Source organism: Sinomonas gamaensis, assembly GCF_005876955.1.
In the GTDB taxonomy this organism is placed as follows: Bacteria; Actinomycetota; Actinomycetes; order Actinomycetales; family Micrococcaceae; genus Sinomonas; species Sinomonas gamaensis.
The window spans coordinates 39,969-65,592 of the sequence record NZ_SSCL01000013.1 but is presented as its reverse complement, the minus strand read 5'-3'; the positions used below and the strand labels follow the sequence as shown (position 1 = coordinate 65,592).

Sequence of the window (25,624 nt, the reverse complement as noted above, 5' to 3'; positions counted from 1 at the left end):
ATGGGCCCCGCAGAATCGAGTACTTGCAAGTGTGGTAAACGAGTACGGCGGGCTCTGAGAGTGAATACATGGAAAGGAACCGCGCGGCGATCGGCCGCCCAATGGCCGCGGCCAGGCTGCGGGTCGCAGCCGCGGCTGCGGCCATGGCGTTGGCCCTGACTGCTGCTGCGACCGGACCAGCCCGCGCGGATGACCTCGACAACCAGAAGGCGAACCTGGACCACCAGGCCCAGCAGGTCCAGTCCTCGCTCGAATTCCTTGACGGGCGCATCGCGCAGGCAGCGTCGGACCTCGCCAACTACCGTGCGCAGTTGCCCGGGGCGCAGCAGGCGCTGCTCGAGGCCCAAGGCCGTGCAGCCGCCGCCACCAAAGAGGCGGAAGCCCTCGCCGTCCGTGTTGACGCGGCCCAGCAGGACAAGGCCAAAATCACCCAGCAGCTCAACGAAGAGCGTGGCAAGGCCGACGACACCAAGAAGCTCATCGGACAGATCGCGACGCAGGCCTACAAGTCGGGTGGGGTGCCCTCGGATCTGAGTCTCCTCTTCGGCAACTCGGGCAGCGGAAGCCTCACGGGCGGCGTCGACCTCGCCGATCAGGCGATCCGAACGCAGAACGCGGAGCTCGCGAGCCTCAACCAGCAGAGCGCGGCCAACGTCAATCTGGAGGCCAGACTCGAGGCCGTCGAGGAGCAGATCCGCGATCTCAAAGCCCAGGCGGACGCAGCGCTCGCGCGCGAACAGGCGGCTCGCGATGACGCCGCGGCCAAGAAGGCCGCCATCGACAATCTCGTCGCGGACGCAGACCGTCTCAATCAGGACCTCGAGGCTCAGCGGCCGGCGATCCAGAAGCAGATCGCGAACGTCAAGTCGGAGCAGGACGGCGTGGCCTCGCAGATCGCGGATCGTGACCGTCGCCTCCGCGAGCAATGGCTCGCTGAGCAGGCGGCCCGCCGCCAGTCCACCGATCTCGGCTCGCCGTCCGCATTCGGCCTCCGCCACCCATTCGCCTACGACATCCCGATCACCTCGGGCTTCGGATGGCGGGCGACGCCGCCCGGAACCATCGACTTCTTCGGCACCGGCGGCTACATGCACACAGGGATCGACTTCGGGGCCCCGTGCGGGACCCCCGTGTACGCGGCGGCGGCCGGGACCGTCACGGTCGGCGGCTGGACCACGGGCGGTGGCGGCTGGACTGTCCAGATCTCCCACGGAGTCGTCCAGGGGAATGCGCTGACCACCGTGTACTACCACAACTCGAACGTGGTCGTGTCTCCGGGGCAGAGCGTGACCCAAGGACAGCTCATCGCCTACTCGGGCAGCACGGGCAACTCCACGGGGTGCCATGCGCACTTCGAGACGTGGCTCAACGGGACACCCGTGGATCCGATGACCCTGCTCTGAGACAGAAGCGATGATCGCTGAACAGCCCGCCGACCGGGCTCGGCGGCTACTGAACCCGGGGTGAGGCGGAGTCGAGAGAGGTCTCGAAGGTCTGGACGTAGTCGATGGCGGCCTGCAGGGCGTCTCTGAGCGGGGTCGTGTTCCGCTGGACCTGGGAGAGGAGCATGCCGCCCTGGAACGCCGAAAGCAGCAGGTTGGCCAGGCGCACGGGATCGGCGTCGGCGCTGATGCGGCCGAGTTTCTGCATGCGCTGGAGACCGTCGCGGAAGATGTCCCCCCACTGCTCGAACGCCTTTGCGAGCTCATCGTGGACGTCGAGGTCGGTCTTGATGATCTCGCTCGCGAGGGACCCGAGGGTGCAGCCTTCCTGATGCGCGCGCTCGAAGCCGACATAGAAGTCTGCCCAGTCCCGCAACGCGTCCAGGCTGTCGAAGCTGGCGAACCGCTCGCTGCGATGGAACGAGAGAACCCGTTCCGCACGCCATTCGATGACCGCTAGGACGAGGCTCTCCTTGGTCGGGAAGTAGTGGTTGAGCTGGGACCCGCTGACGCCGGCGGCCCGTCGGAGCTGCTCGTTGTTCGTCGCATGAACACCCTTGGTGTAGATGAGCTCGGCAGCGTGCTCAAGGATCCGCTCACGCGTCGCCTGCCCCTTGTCGGTGAGCTTCCGCGGCTCCCGGACCCCTGCACTGGCTTTCATGCTTCCTAGTGTAAGGCAAGAGTGGGCTTGACAGCCCACTCTTAAGGCGCTTAATGGAGGAACTGGGCTGGCAAGCCCAAAAAATCGGATCCATGGGTCGCGATCACGGTTTACAGACCGCCGCTCATTCCCGGCCCCTAGGAGGTGTCTGCTGTGCCAAGACCGAACGTGCCTGTCGAGCTAGGACCAGGGAAAGCACGGATTGGCCGGGGCGAATCGCTATGGACGGCCTTCGCCTCGGCGGTGGTCGCTTTGCTGGCGTCATTCGCCACGGTGGGATCGACGATTCCGCTGTTCAACATCTATAGGGCTCAGGACGGGTTCAACAGCGCCGACATCTCCCTGACGGTGGTCGCCTACTCGGTCGGGACCCTCGGGACATTGTTGGTCATGGGCTGGCTGTCCAACTATGCAGGCAGGCGACCGGTTTCCATCGCCAGCCTCGCCCTCCTGGTTGCGGGAACCCTGACGCTGTTGAACGTGCACCACATCGGCATCCTGATCGCCGGTCGGCTGCTGATGGGGCTCGGTGCGGGGCTGGCCAGCAGCAGCCTTACCTCCTACATCGTCGACGCGGCCCCGGCGAAGCCGGCCTGGCTGGCCTCCGTGGCCTCCAGCCAGACGGTCATGCTCGGGCTGGCCGTGGGCGCCGTAGTATCCGGTGCCCTGGTCCAGCTCGGACCCTGGCCGCGCGGCCTCGTGTACCTCGTCGACATCGGCTTCCTCCTGCTCGCAGCGCTGATGATCGCTGTCAGCCCCGAAACCGTGACCCGGACACGGGGCGGTTGGGGGTCACTGCGGCCCAGCGTCCGCCTGCCGGTCGGAGTCAGGCATCTGCTCCCCGTTGCGGCCGCGGTCTTCCTCGCTACCTGGGCAACTGGAGCCTTCTATCAGGCCTTTGTGCCCGCACTGGTCCAAGACCAGCTCCGAACCAGCAGCCCGCTCGTGCTCGGCCTGGTGTTCGCCGCGTACATGGGCTCGAGCGCCTTGGGGGCTCCCATCGGCGGCCGGTTCACAGAGGCTGGAGCTCAGCGGATCGGCATGGCCGGATTCCTGGTGGGGTGGATCGGCCTCATCACCGCGATCGCCACAGGGGCACTGCCGCTGTTCATCGCGGCAACCGTCCTCGCCGGGGCTGGCCAGGGCATCGCTATCAGCGCCGCCACCGGGGCCCTCCTGCACGGCGGAACCTCGGCCGACCGGGCACCGATCCTCGCCGTGGTCTACCTCATCTCCTACAGCGGGGCGACCGCCCCCAGCCTCATCTCGGCTCAGCTCTCCGGAGCCTTCTCGCTGCCGCAGCTCGCACTCGGATACGGGGGCCTCGCGCTCCTCGCCGCGCTGTTCACGGCCCTCTCCGCGCACAATCCCCGCACACCAGCGATTAACGACCAGCGCGTCGCAGCAGAGAGCCCCCGCCAATGAATGTCAGTGCGCTGACGCTCATCCCGGATAACCCGGCATATTCGCTTCAACTTTCCACCCAGAGATACCGAAAGAGGAGAAAACAATGAAAGCCATCGTGGCAACAGACAAGACTGCAGGACTCGCCGGGATGACACTGGCCGATCGCCCCGAGCCGACGGCGGCCATCAATGACGTGATCGTCCAAGTCCATGCCTCGGGGTTCGTCCCGACCGAGATGGACTGGCCGTCCACCTGGACGGACCGCGCCGGCCACGACAAGACGCCGTCAATCCCCGGACATGAGGTGGCCGGAGTGGTCAGCGCCCTCGGCTACGGCACGACCGGGCTGTCCGTCGGGCAGCGCGTCTTCGGCCTCGCGGACTGGCATCGCGACGGAACCCTCGCCGAGTATGTGGCCATCGAAGCACGCAACCTCGCCCCGCTGCCAGGCGACGTGGACTTCACGGTAGCCGCATCCCTGCCCATATCAGGCCTGACCGCATGGCAGGGCCTGTTCCAGCACGGCCGCCTGCAGGCCGGCCAGACAGTCCTTGCCCACGGCGCGGCCGGGGCGGTCGGGACGATGGTGACACAGCTCGCCCGTGAGGCGGGTGCCTATGTCATCGGCACAGGCCGTGCGGCCGACCGTGAGAAGGCGCTCGACTTCGGAGCGCACGAGTTCCTCGACCTCGAGAACGATGCGCTCGACGCTCTCGGCGGCGTCGACCTGGTCTTCGATGTCATCGGAGGCGACATCCAGAAGCGATCCGCGGCCCTGATCAACCCCGGGGGAACGCTGGTGTCCATCGTCGGGCCGGTCGAGGCCCGCCCGGCCGACGGCCTGGCGGTCGACTTCGTTGTCGAAACTGATCGCGCCGAGCTGGTCGAGATCGTGCAGCGGGTCCGCGACGGCCGACTGCGGACGAACATCGACAGCATCGCGCCCCTCGACCAGGCGGTCTCCGCCCTGAACCCCACCGTCCGCCGCAAGGGAAAGACGATCATCAGCATCCGCCCTAACAGGTGAAGTCGGTGGACCGGCGACGGATGCCCCTCCAAGTCACAGCCTGAAATACCAAACCGGTGCGCATGCCGCCAGTGCGCAAGCGATTTGGACAATCAGGACAATCAGCCCTTCTCTTGGTCTCCGGGGCACCCACCGGACCGCGAAAGCTGCGATCAACACGACCTCCACGACGAGCCAGATCTGGAAGATGTGCGCTGCTGCGCCTTCATCCGACTGACGCGAAACACCCGTGCCGGTCAGAGTGGCAACAATCATCACCAGGACCGTCAGCGACATCACGATCGGTCCCCAAGCACCTGGGCGCCTGACGATCTGGCTCTGATTCACCCGTGCCCTTCCCTATGCGCTGGCAAAATGCGCTCGGTGCAGGTGGCCTGCCTCCTTTCATTGTCAGGGATGCGGGCGGGCCTGTCAGCTGTTCTGCTTGAGGGCGGCGCTGAGGAGCGTGAACAGCTCGTCGTCGACGTCCTCTGAGGACCGCAGCCGGACCCGCCATGCGAACGGGTCGTCGGCGCGCACGCGGATGGGCTCGAGCCGTTCGGGTGTGGGCCCTTGCCAGCGGAAGGTGATGTCGACGGCGGACTTGGTTGCCGCTGTGACCTGGGCGAACTTCCGCCTGGGCGAGAGAAGCGAGACGTACCCTTTCCGCAGCTGGATCGCGACGCCGTCGGCCGTCTCAGCCCAGGCGAGGATCGCCTCGGCGAGGGGCCTGAGGTGATCTCGGTCAGCGTACTGGCCCTCGAGGAGCTCGTCTGCGTCCCTGAGCATGAACTCGGGATAGCCGAACACTTCCCACGAGACGGCGTACTGGGCGTAGCCGGTGACGCCCTGTTCGTCCCGGAGCCATGCGCCGAGCGCGGCATTGTCCCTGAAGCCCTGCTGTCGGGCGCGGTCAGCCCACCAGTGGATGTCATGGCCCGTCTTCCGCAGCAGCAGGGACTGATTCCACTCGATCATGCCCTTCCAGGTCCGCGGTGCTTCGCCCATGGAATCGAGGCTATGCGATGGGAGCGGTCACCCTCCAATGGTGCCGATCCTTCCGGCGCGGAATCGCAGGTGGGACGCTGAGGGCATGGAGAGCGATTCTGGCCCCCTCGTAGTTGGCCTGCGGGACCTCTCGTCCGGAGATGTGGCCTTGGCGGGAGGAAAGGGAGCGAATCTCGGCGAACTCGTCCGCGGTGGGTTTCCGGTGCCGGACGGCTTTGTGCTCACGACCGCGGCCTACAGGATTGCCGCCGCTCAGGCCTACGCGGACCCCAATGATCCGCAAGGTGCCGCTGAGAGGCTCCGCGCGGTTGCCGTTCCTCCGATCGTTGCCGAGGGACTGCTCGAGGCCTACCACGCGCTGGGATCGGTGCCCGTCGCTGTCCGCTCGTCGGCCACGGCGGAGGATCTGCCAGAGGCGAGCTTTGCCGGGCAGCACGATACGTATCTTGGAATCGTCGGCGACGACGCGCTTCTCGACGCCACGCGCCGATGCTGGGCCTCCCTCTGGACGGACCGGGCGGTCGCTTACCGGCGTGCGAACGCGATCGATGCACGGGGCGTCGCCCTGGCGGTCGTCGTCCAGAAGATGGTGGACGCGACCGCCGCCGGCGTGCTGTTCACCGCTGATCCCCTCACCGGAACACGGCGGCGGGCCGCGGTCGATGCGGTTCCCGGCCTTGCCGAGGCCCTGGTGTCGGGGGAGGTCACCCCGGACCACTACGCCGTCGACACTGCGAAGGGCTCAGTCGTCCGCAGTCGGATCTCCGGCAGCGTCCCCGTCCTCGGCGGGCACGAACTCGCGGAGCTTGCCGCCGTCGGCGACCGCGTCGAGGGGCTGTTCGGTGCCCCGCAGGACATCGAGTTCGCACTCGATGCCGAGCGCCGGCCTTGGCTCGTGCAGTCGAGGAATATCACCACGCTGTACCCGCTGCCCGCCGGGGCGCCCGACCCCGCGCGCGATCTGCGCGTCTATCTCTCCGCGAATGTGGTCCAGGGGTACTTCGAGCCGATCACGCCCATGGGGATGCAGTTCTTCCGCCTCCTGGGCTCTGGCATGTCGGGCGCGCTTGGCGGACGGTCGCGCGGGGCCATCGCGCCGCGGGATGTGGCGGCTGGCCCGTCGATGGTGGTCGAAGCCGCGATGCGCCTCCACGTCGACGTCACGGGTCCGCTGCGGGATCCGATCGGACACCGATTGCTCCGCCTCGTGGCCGGCGTCGCCGAATCGCGGAGTTCGGCCCTGCTCGCCGTCCTCGCCAACGATCCGCGATTCAGTCCTCGGAGCCGCTCGAAGGCTTCCTCCCTGCGGCGAATCGCCGAGCCTCTGCTGCGTCTGGGAGTACCGCCCCGGGCCCTCCGCACCCTCCTTGTCCCGGGCCGAGCACCGAGGCGGCTCTCCCGCGAACTCGATGCCATCGCGCGCCCCCTGATGCCTACCGATGGGGATGCGAGCGCTCATCTTGATGCCGTGGAACGGCTGGTGGTCGAAGCGCCGCCCCGCATGTTCCCACGATTCGTCGGCACGCTCGCCCCGGCGATGCTCTCGCTGGGACTTGCCGGCCGGCTCCTGGGCGGGCGTGCGAGCCCAGACGAGCTCAGGACCGTGACGCGCGGCGCGCCGCGGAATCCCACGACCGAGATGGACTTGGCGCTCTGGCAGGTCGGCGCCACAGCACGACGCGACCCTTCATCGAGGACGGCGCTGATCGATCGCCCGCCCATCGAACTCGCCCAGGACTACCGGGCCGGATCGCTTCCGCCTGTGCTGCAGACAGCGCTCGCCGACTTCCTGTCGCGCTATGGCTTCCGCTGCATCAGTGAAATAGACATCGGCACGCCACGCTGGTCCGAGGACCCGACCCACCTCCTGGGAGCACTGGCCAACTATGTGCGCCTCGGCAACGAGCTGCCCGACCCCGAGGCTCAGTTCGCCAAGGGCGCCCGGGAAGCAGATGCCATGGTCGAGGAGCTGCTCGGCCGGGTGCACGGGGCGCGGCGGGCCGCCCTCCGCCTCGCGCTGCGGCGCGTGCGCTTGCTCATCGGCATGAGAGAAGCACCCAAGTTCCATCTCATCCGGCTCCTTGCCAGCCCCGCTCGCGAACTGTTGAAGCCTGTAGGGGCACAGCTCGCAGAAGACCACCGGATCGACGACCCCTCCGACGTGTACTTCCTCACGGTCCCCGAGGCCAGGCGCGCCCTTGCGGGGCAGGACCTGCGCGCCGTCGTAGCCGAGAGGCGCGCGGTCTTCGCGCGTGAACGGAAGCGGAAGCACATCCCGCGAGTACTGCTCTCCGACGGAACCGACGTCGAAGCGATGATCGGCGCCAGTGCAGGCGGGGACCTCACGGGCACACCGGCCTCACCCGGTGTGGTCACCGGCCGAGCGCGCGTGATCCTCTCTCCCGAAGGCGCCCGCCTCGAGCCCGGGGAAATCCTCGTGGCCCCCTCCACGAATCCGGGATGGACCCCCCTCTTCCTCACGGCAGGCGGTTTGGTCATGGAGATGGGCGGGGCGATGTCCCACGGGGCCGTCGTCGCCCGCGAATACGGGATCCCTGCAGCAGTCGGCGTCCCGGGGGCCACCGAAAGGATCAGGACCGGGACGATTGTGACCGTAGACGGCTCGCGTGGCACGGTCTCCCTCGACGAGGCGGCACCCTAAGACCCGGGGCCACATCAATCCCCAGGGTCCGCCCCGCGGTCAGGCGGGCTGCGCCTCGAGGATCGCCTTGAGCCGCCTGAGGTCCTTGGCAGTGCTGGCCCGGACCATGAGAGCCATCAGCGGGTTGGCGATCGCCCCGATGCCTTTTGGCCCGCCCTCGTTCCGCAGCGTCATGAGAGTGCCGCCCCCGGTGTCCTTCCACTCATAGGTGGTCCGCATGGGGAAGGGTCCTTCAGCGGTTGCCATGACGAGCCGCTGCCCGGCGACGAAGTCCTCGACGCGATAGGTGTATTTCAGGGTGCGTCCCATGAATCTGGCCGTGAAGTCGACTTCGCTGCCCCGAGCGAGAGGCTCCGAGGTCCGTTTTTCGGCGGCGATGATGTTCTGATACCACTCCGCGGCGGTATCAGGGTTGGCCGCATAGGCCGCGACTTCGGCCCGTGGCCGCCTGATGACGACGGCGACCGTCACGTCGATCATGCGCCCCTCCCGCGGTGGAGGCGACCGGACGTTTCCCTGTGGTCGCCCGTAGGGATTTTCTCTGCCTCTGAGCATACGTCCGAGCGGGTCTGGGACCGAGGTGGCCGCGCCTTCCGAGCGGACCCCCGCTCCCGCGGGGGGTCCTTCCAGGTGTGGCTCCCACCGGCGGCGGTCGGGCGACCTTTCGATTCTCGCGGATTTAATGGCCCAAATATGCCCCAGATCGGACTCGGCATGGAGCAACGGAACCGGCTTCCAGCCGGGTCACTGGTTCGGTCCGCACCACTCGAGTCCTAGTGGAGGTCGTCTCAGGGCGTGACTCACACGTCCAGACACTCGTTGATTTGGATCGTGCCGCCGAGGGAGAGGAACGGATGGCCGGCGAGGAGTTCGCGGACCTCCGAAACGGACCGCGCCTCGACGATCGTGTAGCCGTCGATCTCCACCGGCTCGACCGGTGCACCCGTGGCAGACATCTGCCCGGCATCGTAGAGCGGCGACCCGAAGTCCACCATCGCGCGCCCGAGCGACTTCTCTGCCCACGCGCGGAAGGCCCGCCGCTGCTCGGCAGCGGTGTCGATGTCCGGATAGGGGAACCCGTGATACGTGATGAGGTAGCGCGGCACGTTCAGACCTCAAGCCAATCGGTGAGTTGCGTCATATGGCCAGGAGCTATGGACTGCGGGCCACCGGGGAAGCTGCTCTGTAGGCGAGCGAGCGCGCGTCGACGAACAGGAGCCAGCCGATATCGAGCGGCCGCAGCGGGCCGGCCGTCCAGGAGGAGAGGTGGGCCGAAGCCGCCACTCAATCGACCCCGGCTCGTCTCGGCCCGTAGCCAAAGCGCGCCTTGAAGGACCCCGGTGTTCGTCGGTTGGCAGGGCGTGTCGTGGTATTCGGTGAGGAAGCGGGCCATGGGATGTCCTTCCGCCGCTGTGCCGCAACCGTACCGCTCTTCCGCTCAAGAGTGGAGAGCCGGCGCGATCCGGCAAGAACCGCGATCCGGCGAGAAAGACGCAGCGGGAGTGCCCTGATGCCGATGAGCATGCAGACCGGGATAAAGTCCGAAATTGCAAACCTGCGGAAGAATGGAACCCAAGCGCCGCTTGCTGCCTTCCTCCAAGTGCACGCTCGGCGACCTCGCAGAAGCCTCGGCTGTCAACGGTCCTCATCGGCGGCAGGGCTGCAACCGATGCGACATCACGGTTGCGGCCTAGGTGTAGGCGGTGTCTCACCCACAGATGCGCCACACTCTGTCGCACATACGGCCGGGCCAGGCGGGGCAACTCTGGGTGACGGATGCCGCACCACTCGCGGGCGGCTTGACGTAATCTCCATTACGTAAAGTAAAAGATTCAAGCATTCTCAGCATCGGCGAGATTGAACCTTTGACTGGGCCGTGGATGAGATGACGCGCACCGGCCTCTCTTCGGACTCGGTGTGCCAACGGCGCTGACTAGATTGCCGACCTCCGATGCCCGGTAAAGCTTGGGCCAAGGAACTCACGTGAGTGGCAGCAGCAGCCGTTCGTCGCGCAGGCGAACGGCTGCTGCGTCCTGAGTACCAGGTTCGACAGGGTGGGACTCAACTCCTCTCCGGAGTTCTAGCGCTCGAGGACGAAGGCGAGGATGAAGAACACAGGCACGACGGCGAGAAGGACGAAGGCGGCGATCTCGTCCCACCGATGCGGCCCCATCATCAACCTCACGCCCGGTCAGACTGATGGGGAATCATGCCCACGTCGATCGCCCTAGTGCGCGAGGCTCAGGTCTTCTTGGCTGAGCGGAACTCCCGGGAACTCGACGAGGGCGAGCATGGGAAGGCTGAGGATGCTGGCGCGGCTGCCTTCGTCGTTGTAGAGGTCGCCCGCGCGGCCGCGCATGCCGCCTCGCTCGGAGAGCAGGGCGCGGATCCTCTCGCCGGCTGCTGGGTCCTCGAGCCATTCGCCGAAGGTGGAGAAGGGGGTGAGTTCGGGGCGCACCATGATTCCCGGGATGTCGGCCTCGGTCTGGAGGCGGATGTCTCGGGAGGAGGAGCCGATGCTGATCGTGGCCCGCCCCCCTTCGTGGATCCAGGCGTTGGCGGACGGGTGCCAATGCTGCAGGTCTTCCCGGTTCACTGTGATGGTGACGCGTCGGGACTCCCCTGGTGCAAGGCGTATCTTGCGCCATCCCCGCAGCTCCTGCGGAGGGAGGTCGAGGGTGCTGCCGTGGTCTTCCACGTACAGCTGGGCGACTTCCGCTCCGTGGTGCTTGCCGGAGTTCGTGAGGGTGAATTCGGCTGTGAAGGCTACGGGGTCCTCGAGGGGCTTCAGCGAGATCGTCGGGTCGGAGTAGTCGAACGTAGTGTAGGAGAGGCCGTGGCCGAAGGGGTGTTCGACCTCGAGCTTGCGTGCGTCGTAGTAGCGGTAGCCGACATAGACGCCTTCTCCGTACCGTACGTGCCCGTGTTCCCCTGGGAAATTGAGGTAGGCGGGGGTGTCTTCGAGCCGGAGCGGGATGGTTTCGGCGAGCTTCCCGGAGGGGTTCACGTCGCCGAGCAGGACATCGGCGACGGCGTCGCCGTGCGCCTCGCCGGTGAGCCAGAACTCCACGACGGCGTCTGCACTCTCCCGCCATTCCTTGGTCGTGATGGCTGAGCCGTTGACGAGGGCGACGACAACCGTCCCCCGGGTGCTGGCCGAGAGCTCCCGGATCAGGTCGATCTGGTCATCTGGGAGCGAGAGGGCGCTCCGATCGCGGCCTTCTGCCTCGGCGGCGGGAGGAAGTCCGGCCACGACAAGGACAGTGTCGGCCTGGCGCGAGAGCTCGGCCGCTTCCTCGAGGAGGAGGCCGCTTGGCATGCCGTCGAGGGTGTAGCCGGGAGCGAACTGCAGGTCCGTTCCCGCCGACGCGGCCCGCTGCGATAGGGCCTCGAGGATTGAGGTCGACCGGTACGAGTTGACGAGCGAGCTGCCGGCGCCTTGGAACCTCGGGGTGCGTGCGAGCTCGCCGACGACGGCGACGCTGCTCCCTTGGGCGAAGTGCAGGGGAAGAGCCTGGCGATTGTTTGCCAGAAGCACGGCGGACTCCCCGGCGGCCCGCCGGGCCAGGCTGTAGTGCTCCTCGTAGTCGATGACGGGAGGGGCGGATCGGGGCCGGGTCCGGTCCGCGAGCCGCCCGAGGGCTTCGGCCGCGCGGGCCAGTGCCGTTTCGTCGAGCTCACCGGCGGCGAGTGCCGCTGCCGGCCGGGGGTCGTCCGGGCGGCCGGGCATGCGGAGGTCGAGGCCGGCTGCGAGCGAGGAGACGGGGTTGTGGACGGCTCCCCAGTCCGAGACGACGACGCCGTCGAAGCCCCATTCGCCCCTGAGCACCTCGGTCAGGAGCCATCGGCTCTCGGAGGCGTAGGTTCCGTTGATGCGGTTGTAGGAGGTCATGATCGCCCAGGGGCTGGCGTCCCGGATGGCTATCTGGAAGCCTCGCAGGTAGATCTCGCGCAGGGTCCGCTCGTCGACGTCCACGCTCACGCGCTGCCTGTCCGTCTCCTGGTTGTTGGCGGCGAAGTGCTTGATGCAGGCGGCGACGCCTTGGGACTGGATCCCGGCGACGGCGGCCCCTGCGAGGGCGCCGGCGAGCAGCGGGTCCTCTGAGTAGTACTCGAAGTTGCGGCCGCACAGGGGGCTGCGCTTGATGTTCATCCCCGGCCCGAGCACGACGTCGACTCCGGCTGCGCGGGCCTCGGCCCCCAGGGCGGTGCCCACTTCGGCGATGAGCTCCGGGTCCCATGACGATGCGAGGGCGACCGCCGGTGGGAAGCACGTCGCGGGAGCGCTCCGTCCGAGGCCGAGGTGGTCGGGGTCGTCGTCGTCCTGGACGCGGAGGCCGTGGGGCCCGTCTGCGAGGCGGAGTCCGCGGAGTCCGACCTCCGGGATCGGGTGTGTGGTCCAATACCCTGCCCCGGTGGTCAGGAGGAGTCGGTCGTTCGTGCTCGGGCTCAAGGGTCTGTCCTTCGGTGGGCTGTGGAGTGGGGGCCGGGGCTGCTATCTCACGCGGCGGATGAACGTGACGAACAGCGCTCCCAGCATTGCGAGGACGGCGGCGCTGAGGTAGAGGCTCGTGTAGTTGGCGGCGGCTCCTGTGGCGCCGATGGCCAGGAGTGCCGGGGCGATCATTGGCGCAATGGTCTGCGGAATGGTGGAGGAGAGATTGAAGACTCCCATTCCCTTGCCGGCCTCCGAGGTGCTGTCAGGAAGCACCTGTGCGACCAGGGCGTAGTCCACCCCCATGTAGAGCCCGTTGCCGAGGCCGGCCAGGGCAATGCCGATGAGGAATCCCTCGACCGTGGCGGAGAACGCGACCACGAGCATGGCCGCGACGAACAGCAGCGACGCCAGCACGACGAAGACCTTGCGCCGTCCCAGCCTGTCGGAGAGCCAGCCGCCCGAGATGCTCGAGACCGCGACTCCGACTGCCAGGACGAACATGGCAAGGGTCAGGATGGGCGCCACGCTGGCAGTGGTGTAGCCAAGGTGGTCGATGAGGAAATACGTCTTGTAGGTAGTCAGGAGATACAGCGACGTCCAGACGAGGAAGCGGCCGATCCAGGCGAATCCGAAGTCGCGGTGCCGGAACGGGTTGATCCACAGGGAGCCAATCAGGCTCGCCGCAGTGATTCGGCCGACCTCCTCACGCGTACGTTGGGCCTCCCTGAGCGTGAGCACGAAGGGCAGCAGCAGGGCGCCGCCGAGGACCGCGGGGACGATGAACATCGCTGCCCCGGTCGTTCCCACGATCTGGATCAGGAAGGTGCCCGCGACAACCCCGACTTGGCCGGTCATGCCCATGAAGCCCGAGACCCGCCCCCGCAGCCCCTCCGGGACCCTTTCGGGCAGGATCGCTATCAGCGCCGCGACCGAGGCATTGAAGGCGATCTGGGCCACGGCCCAACCGGCGGCCACCATGGCGACGGTGGGAGCGAGCCCTATGCCGAGTACGGCGAGAACCCCGATGGTGAAACCAGCGAGGATGAACGGCTTGCGCTGGCCGAAGCGCGAGGTCGACCTGTCGCTCAGTGCCCCGAACAGGGGGTTGGCGAAAAGGGCGCACGCCGCCCCGACGCTGGCGACAAGGGCCAGGGACGCTGCCTTGCCGGTCGGGTCGATCTGCCCGACCCGGAGCGCGAGTGTCACCGAGGCGGGGGTGATGAGCGCGACCCAGAGCCCGGTCAGCGCCGCAATGTACTTGATGACGAACCAGGCGCCCACGCGCTGGCCCGTCACTCTCAGATTCCGTTCGGGGACGGTCTCGGCGATGCGGACCGCGCCTGGCGCCGTTGCTGCCTCAGACATGACACTCCTTTGTGTTCGGGTGTTCGGGTTCTTTCGACGACGAGGCCTTCCAGAACATACTGGTCGACCGACCTGTATGTTAGCCCGTGTGAGACGCCTCACGCAATCTTGGGATTTTTGACTGAGCCCCGCGAAGGAGTCCTTGGAACCAGAATGATCCCGGGGAGGCTGTCCGGGCATCGAACCCGCCTTGTCCGATGAGGCAGGCGGGCTGACGGTATGGACTAGCGCCTGCGGAGGCGGCTACTCCCGTCTAGCCAGCGATCCGCTGGATTTCCGCTTCTGCCATCCGGGCGAGGAGGCGCACTCCTCCTACTAGATCCACCTCTGGGTCCCGGAGCCACTGCATCTGGAGCCCATCCATCCCCGCGTAGACGGTGCGCACGAGCAGGGCCAGCCGGGAGATCGCTTCCGGATCGGTGACACCTTGCGAGCGGGCAATCGCATTGGTCATACCGGTGGTGACGATGGCATAGCGTTCACGGAAGAAGCGAGCGGCGGGATGGGACTCGGTCAGGGACTCCCCGCTCATGACCGAGAAGAACCTCACCAGGTGCGGATCTGCGGCGTTCTTGGCCGTCACCCGGACGATCTCCTCCGAGAACGTGGTCTCACCGCGTTCGATTGCCTCGAGATCCGGCCGGGTGGCCGAGCGCGGGTAGTGGGATTCGAGTGCCTCCGCGAGCAGCCTGTCCTTGGTCCCGAAGTGGTAGTGCAGGGCCGACTGGACAACGCCTGATCGCTTCGCGATCTGGCTGAGGGAACAGCCGTCGTAGCCATGCTCGCCGAACAGCTGTATCGCCGTGTCCAACACGGCCTTGCGCGTCTGTTCACCCTTGATGGCGATGCTTTCCGCCCGTGGCGACATTCCTCTCCCCTCCCGGTCCCCTTCAAGCCTATGCGAGCCCGCGTCAACATCGCCCACAGGTCCCCCTCCAGCCCCTCTGGGCAAGACGGGCGGAAGGCGCACGGATTCCGGCTCGCACTTCTGGCAAGGGACCCCCAGGTGTACCGCGCGACCATTCACCTCCGCCCGGGCGGTTCCGACAGGTGTCAGAACCGCCCCAGGCCCTGCGGCACAGGCTCCACGAACGGACCGGGTACGCGGCCGCCCCGAGGTCCAAGTCCACCACCGCCTGGCCCCGCCGTTCGGCGGCGGAGTTGCCACCCGCGGCTGCTGACTGGGGCGCCATCCGTCTCGTCCTGTCATGCACGCTCCCGGCCACGGGGAGGCTTGATGCCTCTCCCTCCTGCCGAGGGAGGCAGACCATTTTCCGCTGAGTGAGACAAGGCCTGTGGCGTGGATCATGGAAAGGGTCTACTTGCGGTCAGGCGGGTCGCCCCTGGACCTCGAATTCGAGGATCGGCGGTCCCGCACCCCACCCGCTAGGACGGCTTCGGCTGGCGTAGACAAGGAAGTTCATGCCATGGATCCACATCGCCGTTGGATCGTCAGCCTGTGTTGGCTGACTGTTGTTTTCGAGGGATACGACCTCGTTGCGCTCGGCGCTGCCATCCCGACGCTCCTGGACACGAAGTTTGGAGGCATCGACGCCGCTAGTGCGACGTTCGTCGCCACTATTTCGTCCGTGGGCGTCGGGGTGGGCGCGGCGCTGATCGGCCCGATCTCTGACCGTTACGGTCGGCGCATCCCCTTGATCGCCTGCGTTCTGGCCTTCTCCGTGTTCACGATCCTGTTCCCGCTGGCTCCGAACACCACCATCATGGGGGTCCTCCGCTTCTTGGCGGGCATCGGCCTGGGCGGCTGTATGCCGGTCGCTGTGACGGCGATGCAGGAAGCCGCCCCTGGCAACGCCCGGGCGCACTCGAGCACCATCACGATGACGGGCTACCACGTCGGTGCGATCCTCGCGTCCCTGGTTGCAATCCTGGCTGGCAGGCAGTGGCCCGTGATGTTCTATATCGGCGGCGTGCTGGGGGTGGTGGCAGCACTGGTCATGTGGGCCAAGCTCCCGGAGACGAGGACTGCGACGGCTCCCGCCGCCGTCGTGAAGCGCGAAAGCAGCGCAGTCCGCGTAGCTGATCTCCTGCGGCCCCCTTACCTGAGGATCACGATCGGCCTCTGGATTGCCGCCTTCATGGGGCTGCTGCTCGTCTACGGCCTGAACACGTGGCTGCCCCAGCTCATGCGCGGCGCGGGATACAACGTGTCCGATTCCCTCGTCCTGCTCCTCGTCCTGAACGTGGGAGCGGTGGCCGGCATGCTGATCGGAGGGCGCGTCGCGGACCGGAGGGGGATCAAGGGCACCACGATGTTCTGGTTCGGGGCCGCAGCGGTGCTGCTCATGGTCCTGAGCCTCAAGATGGACAACCAGCTGGTGCTCAACGGCTTCATATTCGTCACCGGGATCTTCGTCTTCTGCGCCCAGGTCCTCGTCTACGGCTTCGTCGGCTACATCTACCCGCGGACGGCAGTTGCCACCGGAATGGGCTTCGTCTCGGCCTTCGGCCGGCTCGGTGCCATCGCGGGCCCATGGATCACAGGCATGCTCGTCGTGGCGCACCTCGCCTATCCGATGAGCTTCTACGTCTTCGCCGCTTCAGCCCTGCTCGGAGTGGCCGCGATCGCGGCCGTGCCCAAACCGCGCCCCAGTGCGTCCGAGTCGCAGACGGCCGGGGCGCACGCTTCACCGATCACCCACAACTGAACTCCAATCCTCCACCGAACCCAGAGGGGCTCTCATGACTGCAACCACGACTACTCCCACACCGACCCAGGTCTCCAGCGATGCTGGCTCCGTGATCCAAGGGCTCAAGGCCGGGGCCTTCCTCGGCGGCACTTGGCGCGACGGCTCATCGGATCGCAAGATCACCGTTACCTCCGCCGTCAACGGTGCCGAGCTGCGCTCGTTCCCGGGCGCCTCCGCCGCCGACGTCGACGAGGCCTACGATGCCGCAGCGCGGGCCCAGGGCGAATGGGCCGCAGCGCCGCCGGCCGAGCGCGCGGCCGTCATCAGCAGGGCCGCCGAGATCCTCGAACGCCGTCGCGCGGAGATCACCGCGCTGCTGCGGGTCGAGTCCGGATCTTCCGCGCTCAAGGCCAACATCGAGGTCAGCTCCGCGATCGGCATCACCCGCGAGTCGGCCACCTTCCCGAACCGCGCCCACGGGACCCTGCACCCCTCCGCCTTCCCGGGCAAGGAGAACCGGGTCTACCGCGAGGCCCGCGGCGTGATCGGCGTCATCTCCCCGTGGAACTTCCCCCTGCACCTCTCCATCCGCTCCGTGTCCCCGGCCCTTGCGCTGGGCAACGCAGTGGTCCTCAAGCCGGCCTCGGACACCCCGGTCTCGGGCGGCCTGATCGTGGCCGAGATCTTCGAGGAAGCCGGCCTCCCGGCAGGCCTGCTGTCCGTCGTCGCGGGCGCTGGCTCCGAGATCGGCGACCACTTCGTCCAGCACCCCATCCCGTCGATGATCTCCTTCACCGGCTCCACCCCGGTCGGACAGCGAGTCGGCTCGCTTGCAGCCCAGGGGCACATGAAGCACGTGGCCCTTGAGCTAGGGGGCAACGCCCCGCTCGTGGTCCTGGACGATGCGGACCTCGACGGAGCGGTCAACGGCGCCCTCATGGCGAAATTCCTCCACCAGGGGCAGATCTGCATGGCGGCCAACCGCATCATCGTCGACGCGGCCGTCTACGACGACTTCGTGGAGCGCTTCGCCGCCCGTGCCAAGCAACTGGTCGCCGGGGACACCACGGACGATGCTGTCCTCCTCGGCCCGCTCGTCAACGACGACCAGGTCCGGACGGTCACACGGCTCATCGACTCGGCCCGGCAGCAGGGCGCCCGTGAGGTAGTAGGCGGCCAGCTCGACGGCCGCCTCATCGGCCCCCACGTCTTCGCCGACGTCACCGAGGACATGGACATCGCCAGAAACGAGATCTTCGGCCCCGCCATCGGCATCATCAAGGCCCTGGACGAGGCCGATGCCCTGCGGATCGCCAACGACACCGAGTTCGGCCTCTCCTCCGCCGTGTTCACCCGCGACGTCGAGCGCGGAGTGCGCTTCGCCCGCGGCATCAAGGCCGGCATGACCCACGTCAACGACTCGACCGTCAACGACGAACCCAACGTCATGTTCGGCGGCGAGAAGAACTCCGGCATCGGCCGCTTCAACGGCGAGCAGGCGATCGAGGACTTCACGACCCTGCACTGGGTCGGGGTGCGCACCGCGATGGGCCCGGTCCCCTTCTGAACCCGGCCAACCCGCCAGGCGCCGCCGCGCTGAGAATGGGACCCGGCAGGCACTGAGCACGCCGGGTCCCATTCCCCGCCACACAGACACGTTCCACACCAAGACCCTCCGAGGAAAATAAGAAGTGGCAACCACCCAGAGCACAGTCCTTGAAGCAGCCCTGAACGTCTTCCGGGCGCACGGGCTGACCACGATCTTCGGCAACCCCGGCTCGAACGAGCTGACCTTCCTCGCCGGCCTCGACGGAGACTTCGACTTCATCCTCGGCCTCCACGAACAGGTCGTCGTCGGCATGGCCGAGGGCTACGCCCGCGCCACCGGAAAGCCCGCCCTCGTGAACCTCCACGCGGCATCAGGGTCCGGAAACGCAATGGGCGCGCTCACCAACGCCCACTACGGGCACATCCCCATGGTGATCCTCGCCGGGCAGCAGGTCCGCCGCACCGTGGGCCAGGAGACCATGCTCGCCAGCACCGACGCCTCGCTCCTGCCCGCACCGCTCGTGAAGTACTCGCACGAACCACTGGATGCCGCCGATGTGCCCCGCACCGTCGCCCAGGCGTTCTTCGAGACCACGACCCACCCGAAGGGCCCCGTCTACGTCTCCGTCCCCCTGGACGACTGGGCCCAGCCCGCGCTCGAGGACGACGCCCTCCTCATGGCGCGCTCGGTCTCAACTGCCGGGGCCCTTACCGCTGAGCTGTCGGCGGAGCTCGTCTCCGCGGCCGACAGTGCGAAGAGGCTCGCCATCGTGGTGGGCCCTCAAGTGGACGCCGCCGCGATCCAGGACCCCGAGGTGTTCGGCGCCGTGGTCTCCCTTGCGGAGAAGGCCGACGCCTCGGTCTTCGTGGCCCCGTCGCCCTCCCGTGGCCCCTTCCCCACCACGCACCCGAACTTCGAGGGCGTCCTGGTGCCCGGAATCCAGTCGGTCCGGGACCGCCTTGCCGGCTACGACGTCGTCCTCGTGCTCGGCGCGGCCGTGTTCCGGTACCACCGATGGGAGCCGAGCAACTATCTCGCGCCGGGCACCACCGTCCTCCACGTCACCCAGGACCCGCGCGAGGCCACCCGCGCTCCCTTCGGACGCTCCATCGTCGCCGACGTCGCTTCCACGGCCAAGGCCCTCGCCGAGGGCGTGCGGGACCGTGGCCGCCGCCGGGGTGCTGCCGGCTCCCGGAAGCTGCCGGCAGCCAGAACCTCCTCCGAGGGCATGACGGGCACAGAGATCCTCGAAGTGCTCAACGCCAACGTCAACGACACGGTGGCCTACGTCAACGAGACCACCACGCTCGACCTCGACTACCTCGAGCGCATCGCGATCGAACGCCCCGGCATGTACAGCTTCCCGGCATCCGGCGGCCTCGGTTTCGGCCTGCCGGTCGCCGTCGGCATGTCGATCGGCGACCCGGACAAGACCGTCGTGGCCACCGTGGGCGACGGCTCGGCCAACTACGGCATCACCGCCCTCTACACAGCCGCCCAGCGGAACACCAGGACCGTCTTCATCATCGTCAACAACGAGGCCTACGGCGCCCTTGCCGGATTCGCGCAGCGCATGGGCGTCCCCGACGTGCCCGGCCTCAAGCTCGGCGGCATCGACTTCGTGGCCATCGCCGAAGGCTACGGAGTGACCGCCGAGAGGACCACGACCCGCGAGGAATTCGAGAAGGCATACCAGAAGGCGCTCGTCTCCACAGGCCCCGTCCTCATCGACGCCAGAGTGGTCACGCACTAGCAACCTCGCCTGGCGCAGGACGACGAGTGCCACCCCTCTGTGCACCGAGTCCGGTCCCCGCCGCTTTTCCGTCTCCCAGCCAAGGTCACGCAGCCAAGAACGGCGCGAATCCGGCGGGGTTTGCGGTGTTCGCGGAAACACGGAAAAGCCCAGCAATGCGTGGGTCAAGGAAGAAAGAGAGATCATGCAGTGAAGACCGCAATCGTGGGAGCCGGCGCCATGGGCCAGCTCTTCGGAGCACGCCTCCAACTGGCCGGGGAAGACGTGACGCTGTTCGACACCCAGCAGCGGACGATCGACGCCCTCAACTCCTCCGGGATCTCCCTGGAGACCGAGAAGGGCACCGAACATGTCGCGGTGAAGGCGCGACGGGCCGAAGACGAACGCGGTCCCTTTGACCTGTTCGTGGTCTTCACGAAGGGATTCCACACCCGCTCGGCCGTCGAATCCGTGCAGCACCTCCTGGGCCCCGGTTCAGTCGGACTGACTCTCCAAAACGGCCTCGGTCACGCCAAGATCCTGATGGAGTTCTTCGGACCGGAACACACGGTGGCGGGGGTGACCGACTTCCCGGCGGACCTGGAAGCGGTCGGCCGTGTCAAGAGCAGTGAACGCGGGTCGGTGCGCATCGGCTCGCTCGGCCCGCAAGGGCACGCTGACGAAGTGGCCCAGGCGTTCAACAGGGCAGGACTGAACGCGAAAGTCGAAAGCGATGTCCGGATCCCCATCTGGGAGAAGGCCGCCTTCAACGCAGCGTTGAACTCATTGTCGGCCGTGACGGGGAAGGTCATCGGCGACCTGGCCAAGTCCCCGGATGCGCGAGCCCTCATCTCGGCCGTCCTGGCCGAGACCCACAGCGTTGCGGCGTCAGAAGGCATCGACCTCTCAATCGAGCGGGTCCGCGAAGCAATCGAGAACGCATTCGCCAACCACGCCACCCACAAGACCTCGATGCTGGCCGACCTGGAGGCCGGGCGCCCCACCGAGGTCGACTTCATCGGCGGGGCGGTGGTCGAAACCGGTAGGGAATCAGGCGTCCCCACGCCCGTACTCGAGACCCTGTGCCGTCTGGTGCGGATCAGAACCGCAAACTGACCCACGTCACGGCCGCCCAATCCCCTCGGAAAGGGCACGGGAACCTTCGTGCCGACGTCCCTGCGGCGTCGTCGACCGACGCCCTGTAGACCTGCGCGGTGGCGGCCACATCGAGCTCAAGCACGTTAGGCCCTCCTCTCTGGCCCTCCAACTTCGGCGAGCATCTCATCGGAAACCAGAGCCTCACCAACGGCTGGAACGACCAGCGCCAAGCACCCTACTCACACCTAGGAGCGAGAAACCGTCATGGAAAGCCTGAACCGTGCCACGAAGGCGTGGCAGTCTCCGCCCGGTGTTGCGATGAGCGGTGCCTATCGCAAGGTGACCCTGCGCCTCATCCCGCTGCTCTTCCTGGCATACATCTGCAACTACCTGGACCGGGTCAACATCGGGTTCGCACAACTCGAGATGGGCAAGGACCTCCATTTCTCAGCTGCAGCATACGGTCTCGGTGCTGGCATCTTCTTCATCGGGTACTTCCTCCTCGAGGTCCCGAGCAACCTCCTGCTCCAGCGGGTCGGCGCCCGTGCATGGATCGCCCGGATCATGATCTCCTGGGGCGCGATCTCGGCCCTGATGCTCGTGGTGCACGAGCCATGGCAGTTCTACCTCATGCGCTTCCTGCTCGGCGCCGCCGAGGCAGGCTTCTTCCCCGGCGTCATCCTCTACCTGACCTACTGGTACAGCGGCCCCCGCCGGGCGCGGGCCACCGCCTTCTTCTTCACAGCAACGCCAGTCGCCGGCATCATCGGAGGACCCCTCTCGGGCTGGATCCTCCACGGGCTCACAGGAATCGGCGGCCTGCGCGGCTGGCAGTGGCTCTTCCTCATCGAAGGCGCACCGGCAGTCCTCGTCGGCCTCCTCGTTCTCGCCTTCCTGCCAGACCGGCCGGCCACTGCGCAATGGCTCACCGACGCAGAGAAGTCCGGTATCCAGAGAGAGCTCGACAAAGAAGCGTCGCACAAGTCCGTCCACAGCACATGGAGCGGCTTCAAAGACGGCCGAGTCCTTCTGCTCTCCGCCGTCTACTTCTGCTTCGTGCTGGGTTCCTACGGCATCGCGTTCTGGCTGCCCGCGGTGATCAAGAGCACGGGAGTTGCGGATCCCCTGCAGGTCGGGTTCCTGAGTGCGATCCCCTGGGCTGCCGCCCTGGTCTTGATGGTCCTTGGTGCTCGCAGTTCGGACAGGACAGGAAAGCGTCGGCTGCATCTCGGCGCCGCCGCCTGTCTAGGAGGTGCGGGCCTGGTCATCGTGAGCGTGGGGTCCGCCAACACAGTCCTCACGATGCTAGGACTCGCGCTGGCTGCCGCTGGTGTCTTCACCGCGTTGCCCCTGTTCTGGAGCCTCCCGACGGCTTTCCTTTCCGCGGGAGCGGCCGCGGTGGGCCTGGCGGTCATCAACTCCCTTGGGAATCTGGCAGGCTTCGTGGCGAACTTCCTAGTCGGATGGCTGGTCGATTCCACCGGGAGCTCGGCGATCGCGACCCTCGTTCTCGCCGGATTCCTGCTGATCGGGACGATCCTCATGCTCCTGCTCCCCAGAGTCATCGCGGACAGCCCCAGCCTCGACGCCCGCCGGCCATAGCGTGACCCGTTCGTCGGAAGGGGCACCGGACGCTCGCCGACTCATATGGACCAGCCACGCCGCTGTCCTGGAGCCTGCTGCTCCAGGACAGCGGCACGCATTCGGTCTGACACCTCAGCGTGACGGAGCTCCCATGCCGCGGGATATCCCCAGCGCCACGGCCCTGACGACGGGCGCAAGCGTCCGGGGATTGAACGTTGACGCCGGAACCACCACCGAGACGCTGGCAACGATCTCGCGCAGCGAGCCGAAGATCGGGGCGGCGACCGAGGCGGTCCCTGCCGATGACTCTTCTCGCGAGAGCGCGTAGCCGGACCGCCTTATTTCCGCCATGGAACGCCGAATCGCGTCAGGGTCCGTGATCGTCTGCGGAGTGAGCGCGGGTAGCCCCCGGGCCACAAGCTGATCGAAGACCTCCGGGGGCCCATAGGCCAGAAGGACCTTTCCCGGACCGGTGGCATGAAGCGGAAGGCGTCGACCGACGCGGGACGTGACCGAGACGGCGCCACGTCCCGAGATCTTCTCGATGTACAGGGTTTCAAGACCGTCCCGCACCGCCAGATGGACAACCTCGTGAGTAGTCTCGTAGAGATCCTCCAAGAACGGCAGGGCAACGTCACGGAGGACCCGGGCCTGCGGAACAGACGAGCCAAGACGCCACATCTTCAAACCCAACCGGTACGAGCCCCGGGACACCCTTTCCACCGCCCCTCCCTCGATGAGGATGCTCAGAATTCGGTGCACCGTCGCCGGAGGAAGGCCCGTCTGCTTGACGATGGCCCCGGCCGTAATAACCGGCATGGGGCTGTCGAAGCACCCCAGAATCGCCAGACCCCGCAGAAGCACCGAACTCTCACGCGTCGGGTCAGAGCGCTCCGAGTCCGTCACCCAGACGATTGTAGTAGCCCGCCTACTTTGAAGCCGGTGTCCTTCGAAGTCACCCTACTCTCAACAGCCCTGGCGCACTCCGGGCGATGGCGGCGCACCAGGACCCATCTGCTCGCGCGGCGGGATGTAGATGACGCCGCCGGGCTTGGACGCTTGGCTCGTCTGCTGGGATTTGATGTCGGCGATGATGCTGTTGATCACGAGGCCGATGTCGTTGTAGGGAGAGGCGGAGGGGTTTCCCGGGACGCTCCAGGTCGTGACGTCGTAGACGGTGGTCACTGTGTCGATGTTCCTATCTCTCGATGGGTCAGAGGACGCCGATGATGCTGCGGTAGTCAGCAGCGAGAGCTGCCGGCTCCGTCGCGGGGGTGGCGGGAACACCCGCGGCCGCTGGCACAGTCGCCGTCGCAGCGAGCGGAACGGCAGCGAGGGACAGCACGGCCGCTTGCAGCACTTCCCGTCTGGCCCAAGCCCGTGGCGCTGATGGTGCGGTCATAAATGGCACGACATCCTTTCGACTGCCAAAATGCCAAAACGATTTGTCTGCGGCATGCGTCACTTTTGGGATGGGAAGGAGGGCCGTCAACCGCCCCCGAGACGGCTCGGGAAGCCAAAAAAGTTTGGCCGAGCGAGCGGAGATTTTGGCTGGTTTTGGCACTTGACGGTGCGCTTCCGGCAGCTCTAGCGTCATGCCAAGACGTTTTGCCAATACGTTTTCTCAAAGCGTCTGATCCCCCTGAAGTTCGCACAGACAGCAGTGACCCCCCACTGCAGAGGAAGATTCGGAGTAAGGATGCTTCGCAAGAAACTCGCCGTGGCGGCAGCGCTCGCCACGACCGCCGCCATCGCGATGAGCGGCTGCGGCGTCGGCGGCAGCACGTCGTCGGCGTCGGGGAAGTCCATCACGGTCCTCGTGGAGGCCGGCGGCCACGCCGAGCTCCAGCCGATCGCAGACGAGTTCACCAAGGAAACGGGCACGAAAGTCTCCTTCGTCGAGCTGCCCTACGACGGCCTGTACAACAGGCTCAACAGCGAGTTCACCTCCGGCAGCGTCTCGTTCGACGTCGCCGCGCTGGACGCGGTGTGGCTGTCCGCCTTCAAGGACGGGGTCGCGCCGCTGGACAGCCTCTTCACCGATGATGTGAAGAACGACCTGTTCCCGTCGCTGGTCAAGGAGGCGAACGTCGGCGGGAAGTACATCGGAATGCCGGTGTGGACCAACTCGGAGATCCTCTACTACCGCAAGGACCTCTTCAACGACTCCGCCAACCAGGCCGCCTTCAAGGCCAAGTACGGCTATGACCTCAAGCCGCCGACGACGTGGCAGCAGTACCTCGATGCGGCGCAGTTCTTCACCAAGGACGGGATGTACGGCACCGACATGAAGGGTGCCGTAGAGACCGAGTACCTCGCGATGCTGTCGCAGACGGGCGAGCAGCCGATGGTCGTGAGCAACGACGGCTCGAAGGTCACCCTTGGCGATGCGAACAGCCTCAAGGCCCTCCAGTTCGACGACAGCCTGGCCAAGTACGCCCCTCCGGGTGCCGCTCAGGTCGACTGGGCTGCCGCCCAGAACCTCTTCAACCAAGGCAAGACCGCAATGTCGCTGTTCTGGGGCCACGAGTACCGCTCGATCCCCAAGGACGCCGCGGTCAACGGCAAGGTCGGAGTCGCCGAGATGATCGCCGGCCCAGGCGGCGTCGCCGGTGTCCCGGGCGCGTGGTACCTCTCGGTGCCCAAGGCCAGAGGGCAGCAGCAGGCCGCGTCGGACTTCGTGAAGTTCGCCTACGACCACAACGAGCTTGCGGCGCAGACCTCCCTGGGCCTCGTGGCCCGCAAGTCGGCGTTCTCGAAGTACGAGAACCAGCCCGGCTATGAGAACTACAAGCCGCTGATCGACACGCTCAATGCCCCGAACACGATCCCACGTCCGGCAACGCCGAAGTGGCAGCAGATCGTGGACACCGTGCTAGTGCCGATGATCCAGAAGTCGCTCCAGCCAGGGGCCGATGACCAGGCCCTGCTGAACGCTGCGAAGGAGCAGGTCCAATCGCTAGTCAAGTAGTCGCGGACCGCGCGGGTGGCCTCACCGGCCACCCGCGGCGGTCGCCGGCA

General features: G+C 66.8%; 21 protein-coding genes. 10 read left to right on the top strand and 11 right to left on the bottom strand.

Annotated elements, in window-relative coordinates:
- Window positions 1-68 precede the first annotated feature (68 nt).
- Window positions 69-1,403, top strand: coding sequence for a M23 family metallopeptidase (locus tag E5679_RS16060; protein WP_138417693.1), 1,335 nt, complete (start codon window positions 69-71; stop codon window positions 1,401-1,403).
- A 46-nt stretch (window positions 1,404-1,449) separates the two neighbouring features.
- Here the strand turns inward: E5679_RS16060 and E5679_RS16055 are convergent, their stop codons facing one another.
- On the bottom strand, window positions 1,450-2,103 hold the full coding sequence (locus E5679_RS16055; RefSeq protein ID WP_138417691.1) for a TetR/AcrR family transcriptional regulator: 654 nt from the start codon (window positions 2,101-2,103) through the stop codon (window positions 1,450-1,452).
- 153 nt (window positions 2,104-2,256) lie between these two features.
- On the opposite strand from E5679_RS16055, the gene E5679_RS16050 reads away from it, so the two are divergent.
- Together E5679_RS16050 and E5679_RS16045 are read left to right on the top strand one after the other, a co-directional pair.
- Window positions 2,257-3,528 carry an MFS transporter gene (locus E5679_RS16050; RefSeq protein WP_212746987.1) on the top strand — a complete coding sequence of 424 codons (1,272 nt, stop codon included), beginning with the start codon at window positions 2,257-2,259 and terminating at the stop codon, window positions 3,526-3,528.
- An 85-nt stretch (window positions 3,529-3,613) separates the two neighbouring features.
- A complete protein-coding gene (locus tag E5679_RS16045; RefSeq protein WP_138417689.1) occupies window positions 3,614-4,537 on the top strand; it encodes an NADP-dependent oxidoreductase in 924 nt (307 codons plus the stop codon).
- Window positions 4,538-4,570: 33 nt separating this feature from the next.
- Here the strand turns inward: E5679_RS16045 and E5679_RS16040 are convergent, their stop codons facing one another.
- Window positions 4,571-4,816: a hypothetical protein gene (locus tag E5679_RS16040; RefSeq protein ID WP_138417687.1), complete on the bottom strand. Its 246-nt coding sequence runs from the start codon at window positions 4,814-4,816 to the stop codon at window positions 4,571-4,573.
- Window positions 4,817-4,948: 132 nt separating this feature from the next.
- Complete coding sequence (locus E5679_RS16035; RefSeq protein WP_249336177.1) at window positions 4,949-5,524, bottom strand: DUF5655 domain-containing protein; 576 nt, start codon at window positions 5,522-5,524, stop codon at window positions 4,949-4,951.
- 85 nt (window positions 5,525-5,609) lie between these two features.
- Between E5679_RS16035 and E5679_RS16030 the strand changes: the two genes are divergently transcribed.
- Window positions 5,610-8,186 carry a PEP/pyruvate-binding domain-containing protein gene (locus E5679_RS16030; RefSeq protein ID WP_138417685.1) on the top strand — a complete coding sequence of 859 codons (2,577 nt, stop codon included), beginning with the start codon at window positions 5,610-5,612 and terminating at the stop codon, window positions 8,184-8,186.
- Window positions 8,187-8,225: 39 nt separating this feature from the next.
- On the opposite strand, the gene E5679_RS16025 is transcribed toward E5679_RS16030, so the two are convergent.
- The 5 genes from E5679_RS16025 to E5679_RS20925 form a co-directional block, all read right to left on the bottom strand.
- On the bottom strand, window positions 8,226-8,666 hold the full coding sequence (locus E5679_RS16025; RefSeq protein ID WP_138417683.1) for an SRPBCC family protein: 441 nt from the start codon (window positions 8,664-8,666) through the stop codon (window positions 8,226-8,228).
- Between the two features lie 320 nt (window positions 8,667-8,986).
- Window positions 8,987-9,292, bottom strand: coding sequence for a YciI family protein (locus E5679_RS16020; RefSeq protein ID WP_138417681.1), 306 nt, complete (start codon window positions 9,290-9,292; stop codon window positions 8,987-8,989).
- Between the two features lie 1,121 nt (window positions 9,293-10,413).
- Window positions 10,414-12,639, bottom strand: coding sequence for a glycoside hydrolase family 3 C-terminal domain-containing protein (locus E5679_RS16015; RefSeq protein WP_138417679.1), 2,226 nt, complete (start codon window positions 12,637-12,639; stop codon window positions 10,414-10,416).
- A 42-nt stretch (window positions 12,640-12,681) separates the two neighbouring features.
- Window positions 12,682-13,989: an MFS transporter gene (locus tag E5679_RS16010; RefSeq protein ID WP_138417677.1), complete on the bottom strand. Its 1,308-nt coding sequence runs from the start codon at window positions 13,987-13,989 to the stop codon at window positions 12,682-12,684.
- Window positions 13,990-14,242: 253 nt separating this feature from the next.
- Entirely contained in the window at window positions 14,243-14,857 is a 615-nt protein-coding gene (locus tag E5679_RS20925; protein ID WP_171042416.1) for a TetR/AcrR family transcriptional regulator, read from the bottom strand.
- A 559-nt stretch (window positions 14,858-15,416) separates the two neighbouring features.
- Here E5679_RS20925 and E5679_RS16000 point away from each other — a divergent pair.
- From E5679_RS16000 to E5679_RS15980, 5 genes are all read left to right on the top strand, one after another.
- Window positions 15,417-16,658 carry an MFS transporter gene (locus E5679_RS16000; protein WP_138417673.1) on the top strand — a complete coding sequence of 414 codons (1,242 nt, stop codon included), beginning with the start codon at window positions 15,417-15,419 and terminating at the stop codon, window positions 16,656-16,658.
- A 34-nt stretch (window positions 16,659-16,692) separates the two neighbouring features.
- Complete coding sequence (locus tag E5679_RS15995; protein ID WP_138417671.1) at window positions 16,693-18,207, top strand: aldehyde dehydrogenase family protein; 1,515 nt, start codon at window positions 16,693-16,695, stop codon at window positions 18,205-18,207.
- Between the two features lie 124 nt (window positions 18,208-18,331).
- Window positions 18,332-19,942: a benzoylformate decarboxylase gene (gene mdlC / locus E5679_RS15990; protein WP_138417669.1), complete on the top strand. Its 1,611-nt coding sequence runs from the start codon at window positions 18,332-18,334 to the stop codon at window positions 19,940-19,942.
- Between the two features lie 189 nt (window positions 19,943-20,131).
- Complete coding sequence (locus E5679_RS15985; protein ID WP_138417667.1) at window positions 20,132-21,037, top strand: ketopantoate reductase family protein; 906 nt, start codon at window positions 20,132-20,134, stop codon at window positions 21,035-21,037.
- 246 nt (window positions 21,038-21,283) lie between these two features.
- Complete coding sequence (locus tag E5679_RS15980; RefSeq protein WP_212746986.1) at window positions 21,284-22,621, top strand: MFS transporter; 1,338 nt, start codon at window positions 21,284-21,286, stop codon at window positions 22,619-22,621.
- A gap of 114 nt (window positions 22,622-22,735) precedes the next feature.
- Here E5679_RS15980 and E5679_RS15975 read toward each other — a convergent pair whose 3' ends face one another.
- Genes E5679_RS15975 through E5679_RS15965 form a run of 3 tightly spaced genes read right to left on the bottom strand, consistent with a single transcriptional unit; the run spans window position 22,736 to window position 24,005 of the window.
- Window positions 22,736-23,509, bottom strand: coding sequence for an IclR family transcriptional regulator (locus tag E5679_RS15975; protein ID WP_138417665.1), 774 nt, complete (start codon window positions 23,507-23,509; stop codon window positions 22,736-22,738).
- A gap of 60 nt (window positions 23,510-23,569) precedes the next feature.
- On the bottom strand, window positions 23,570-23,788 hold the full coding sequence (locus E5679_RS15970) for a hypothetical protein (RefSeq protein ID WP_249336176.1): 219 nt from the start codon (window positions 23,786-23,788) through the stop codon (window positions 23,570-23,572).
- Between the two features lie 28 nt (window positions 23,789-23,816).
- Entirely contained in the window at window positions 23,817-24,005 is a 189-nt protein-coding gene (locus E5679_RS15965; RefSeq protein ID WP_138417663.1) for a hypothetical protein, read from the bottom strand.
- A gap of 297 nt (window positions 24,006-24,302) precedes the next feature.
- On the opposite strand from E5679_RS15965, the gene E5679_RS15960 reads away from it, so the two are divergent.
- Window positions 24,303-25,574: an ABC transporter substrate-binding protein gene (locus tag E5679_RS15960; protein WP_138417661.1), complete on the top strand. Its 1,272-nt coding sequence runs from the start codon at window positions 24,303-24,305 to the stop codon at window positions 25,572-25,574.
- Window positions 25,575-25,624: the final 50 nt, after the last annotated feature.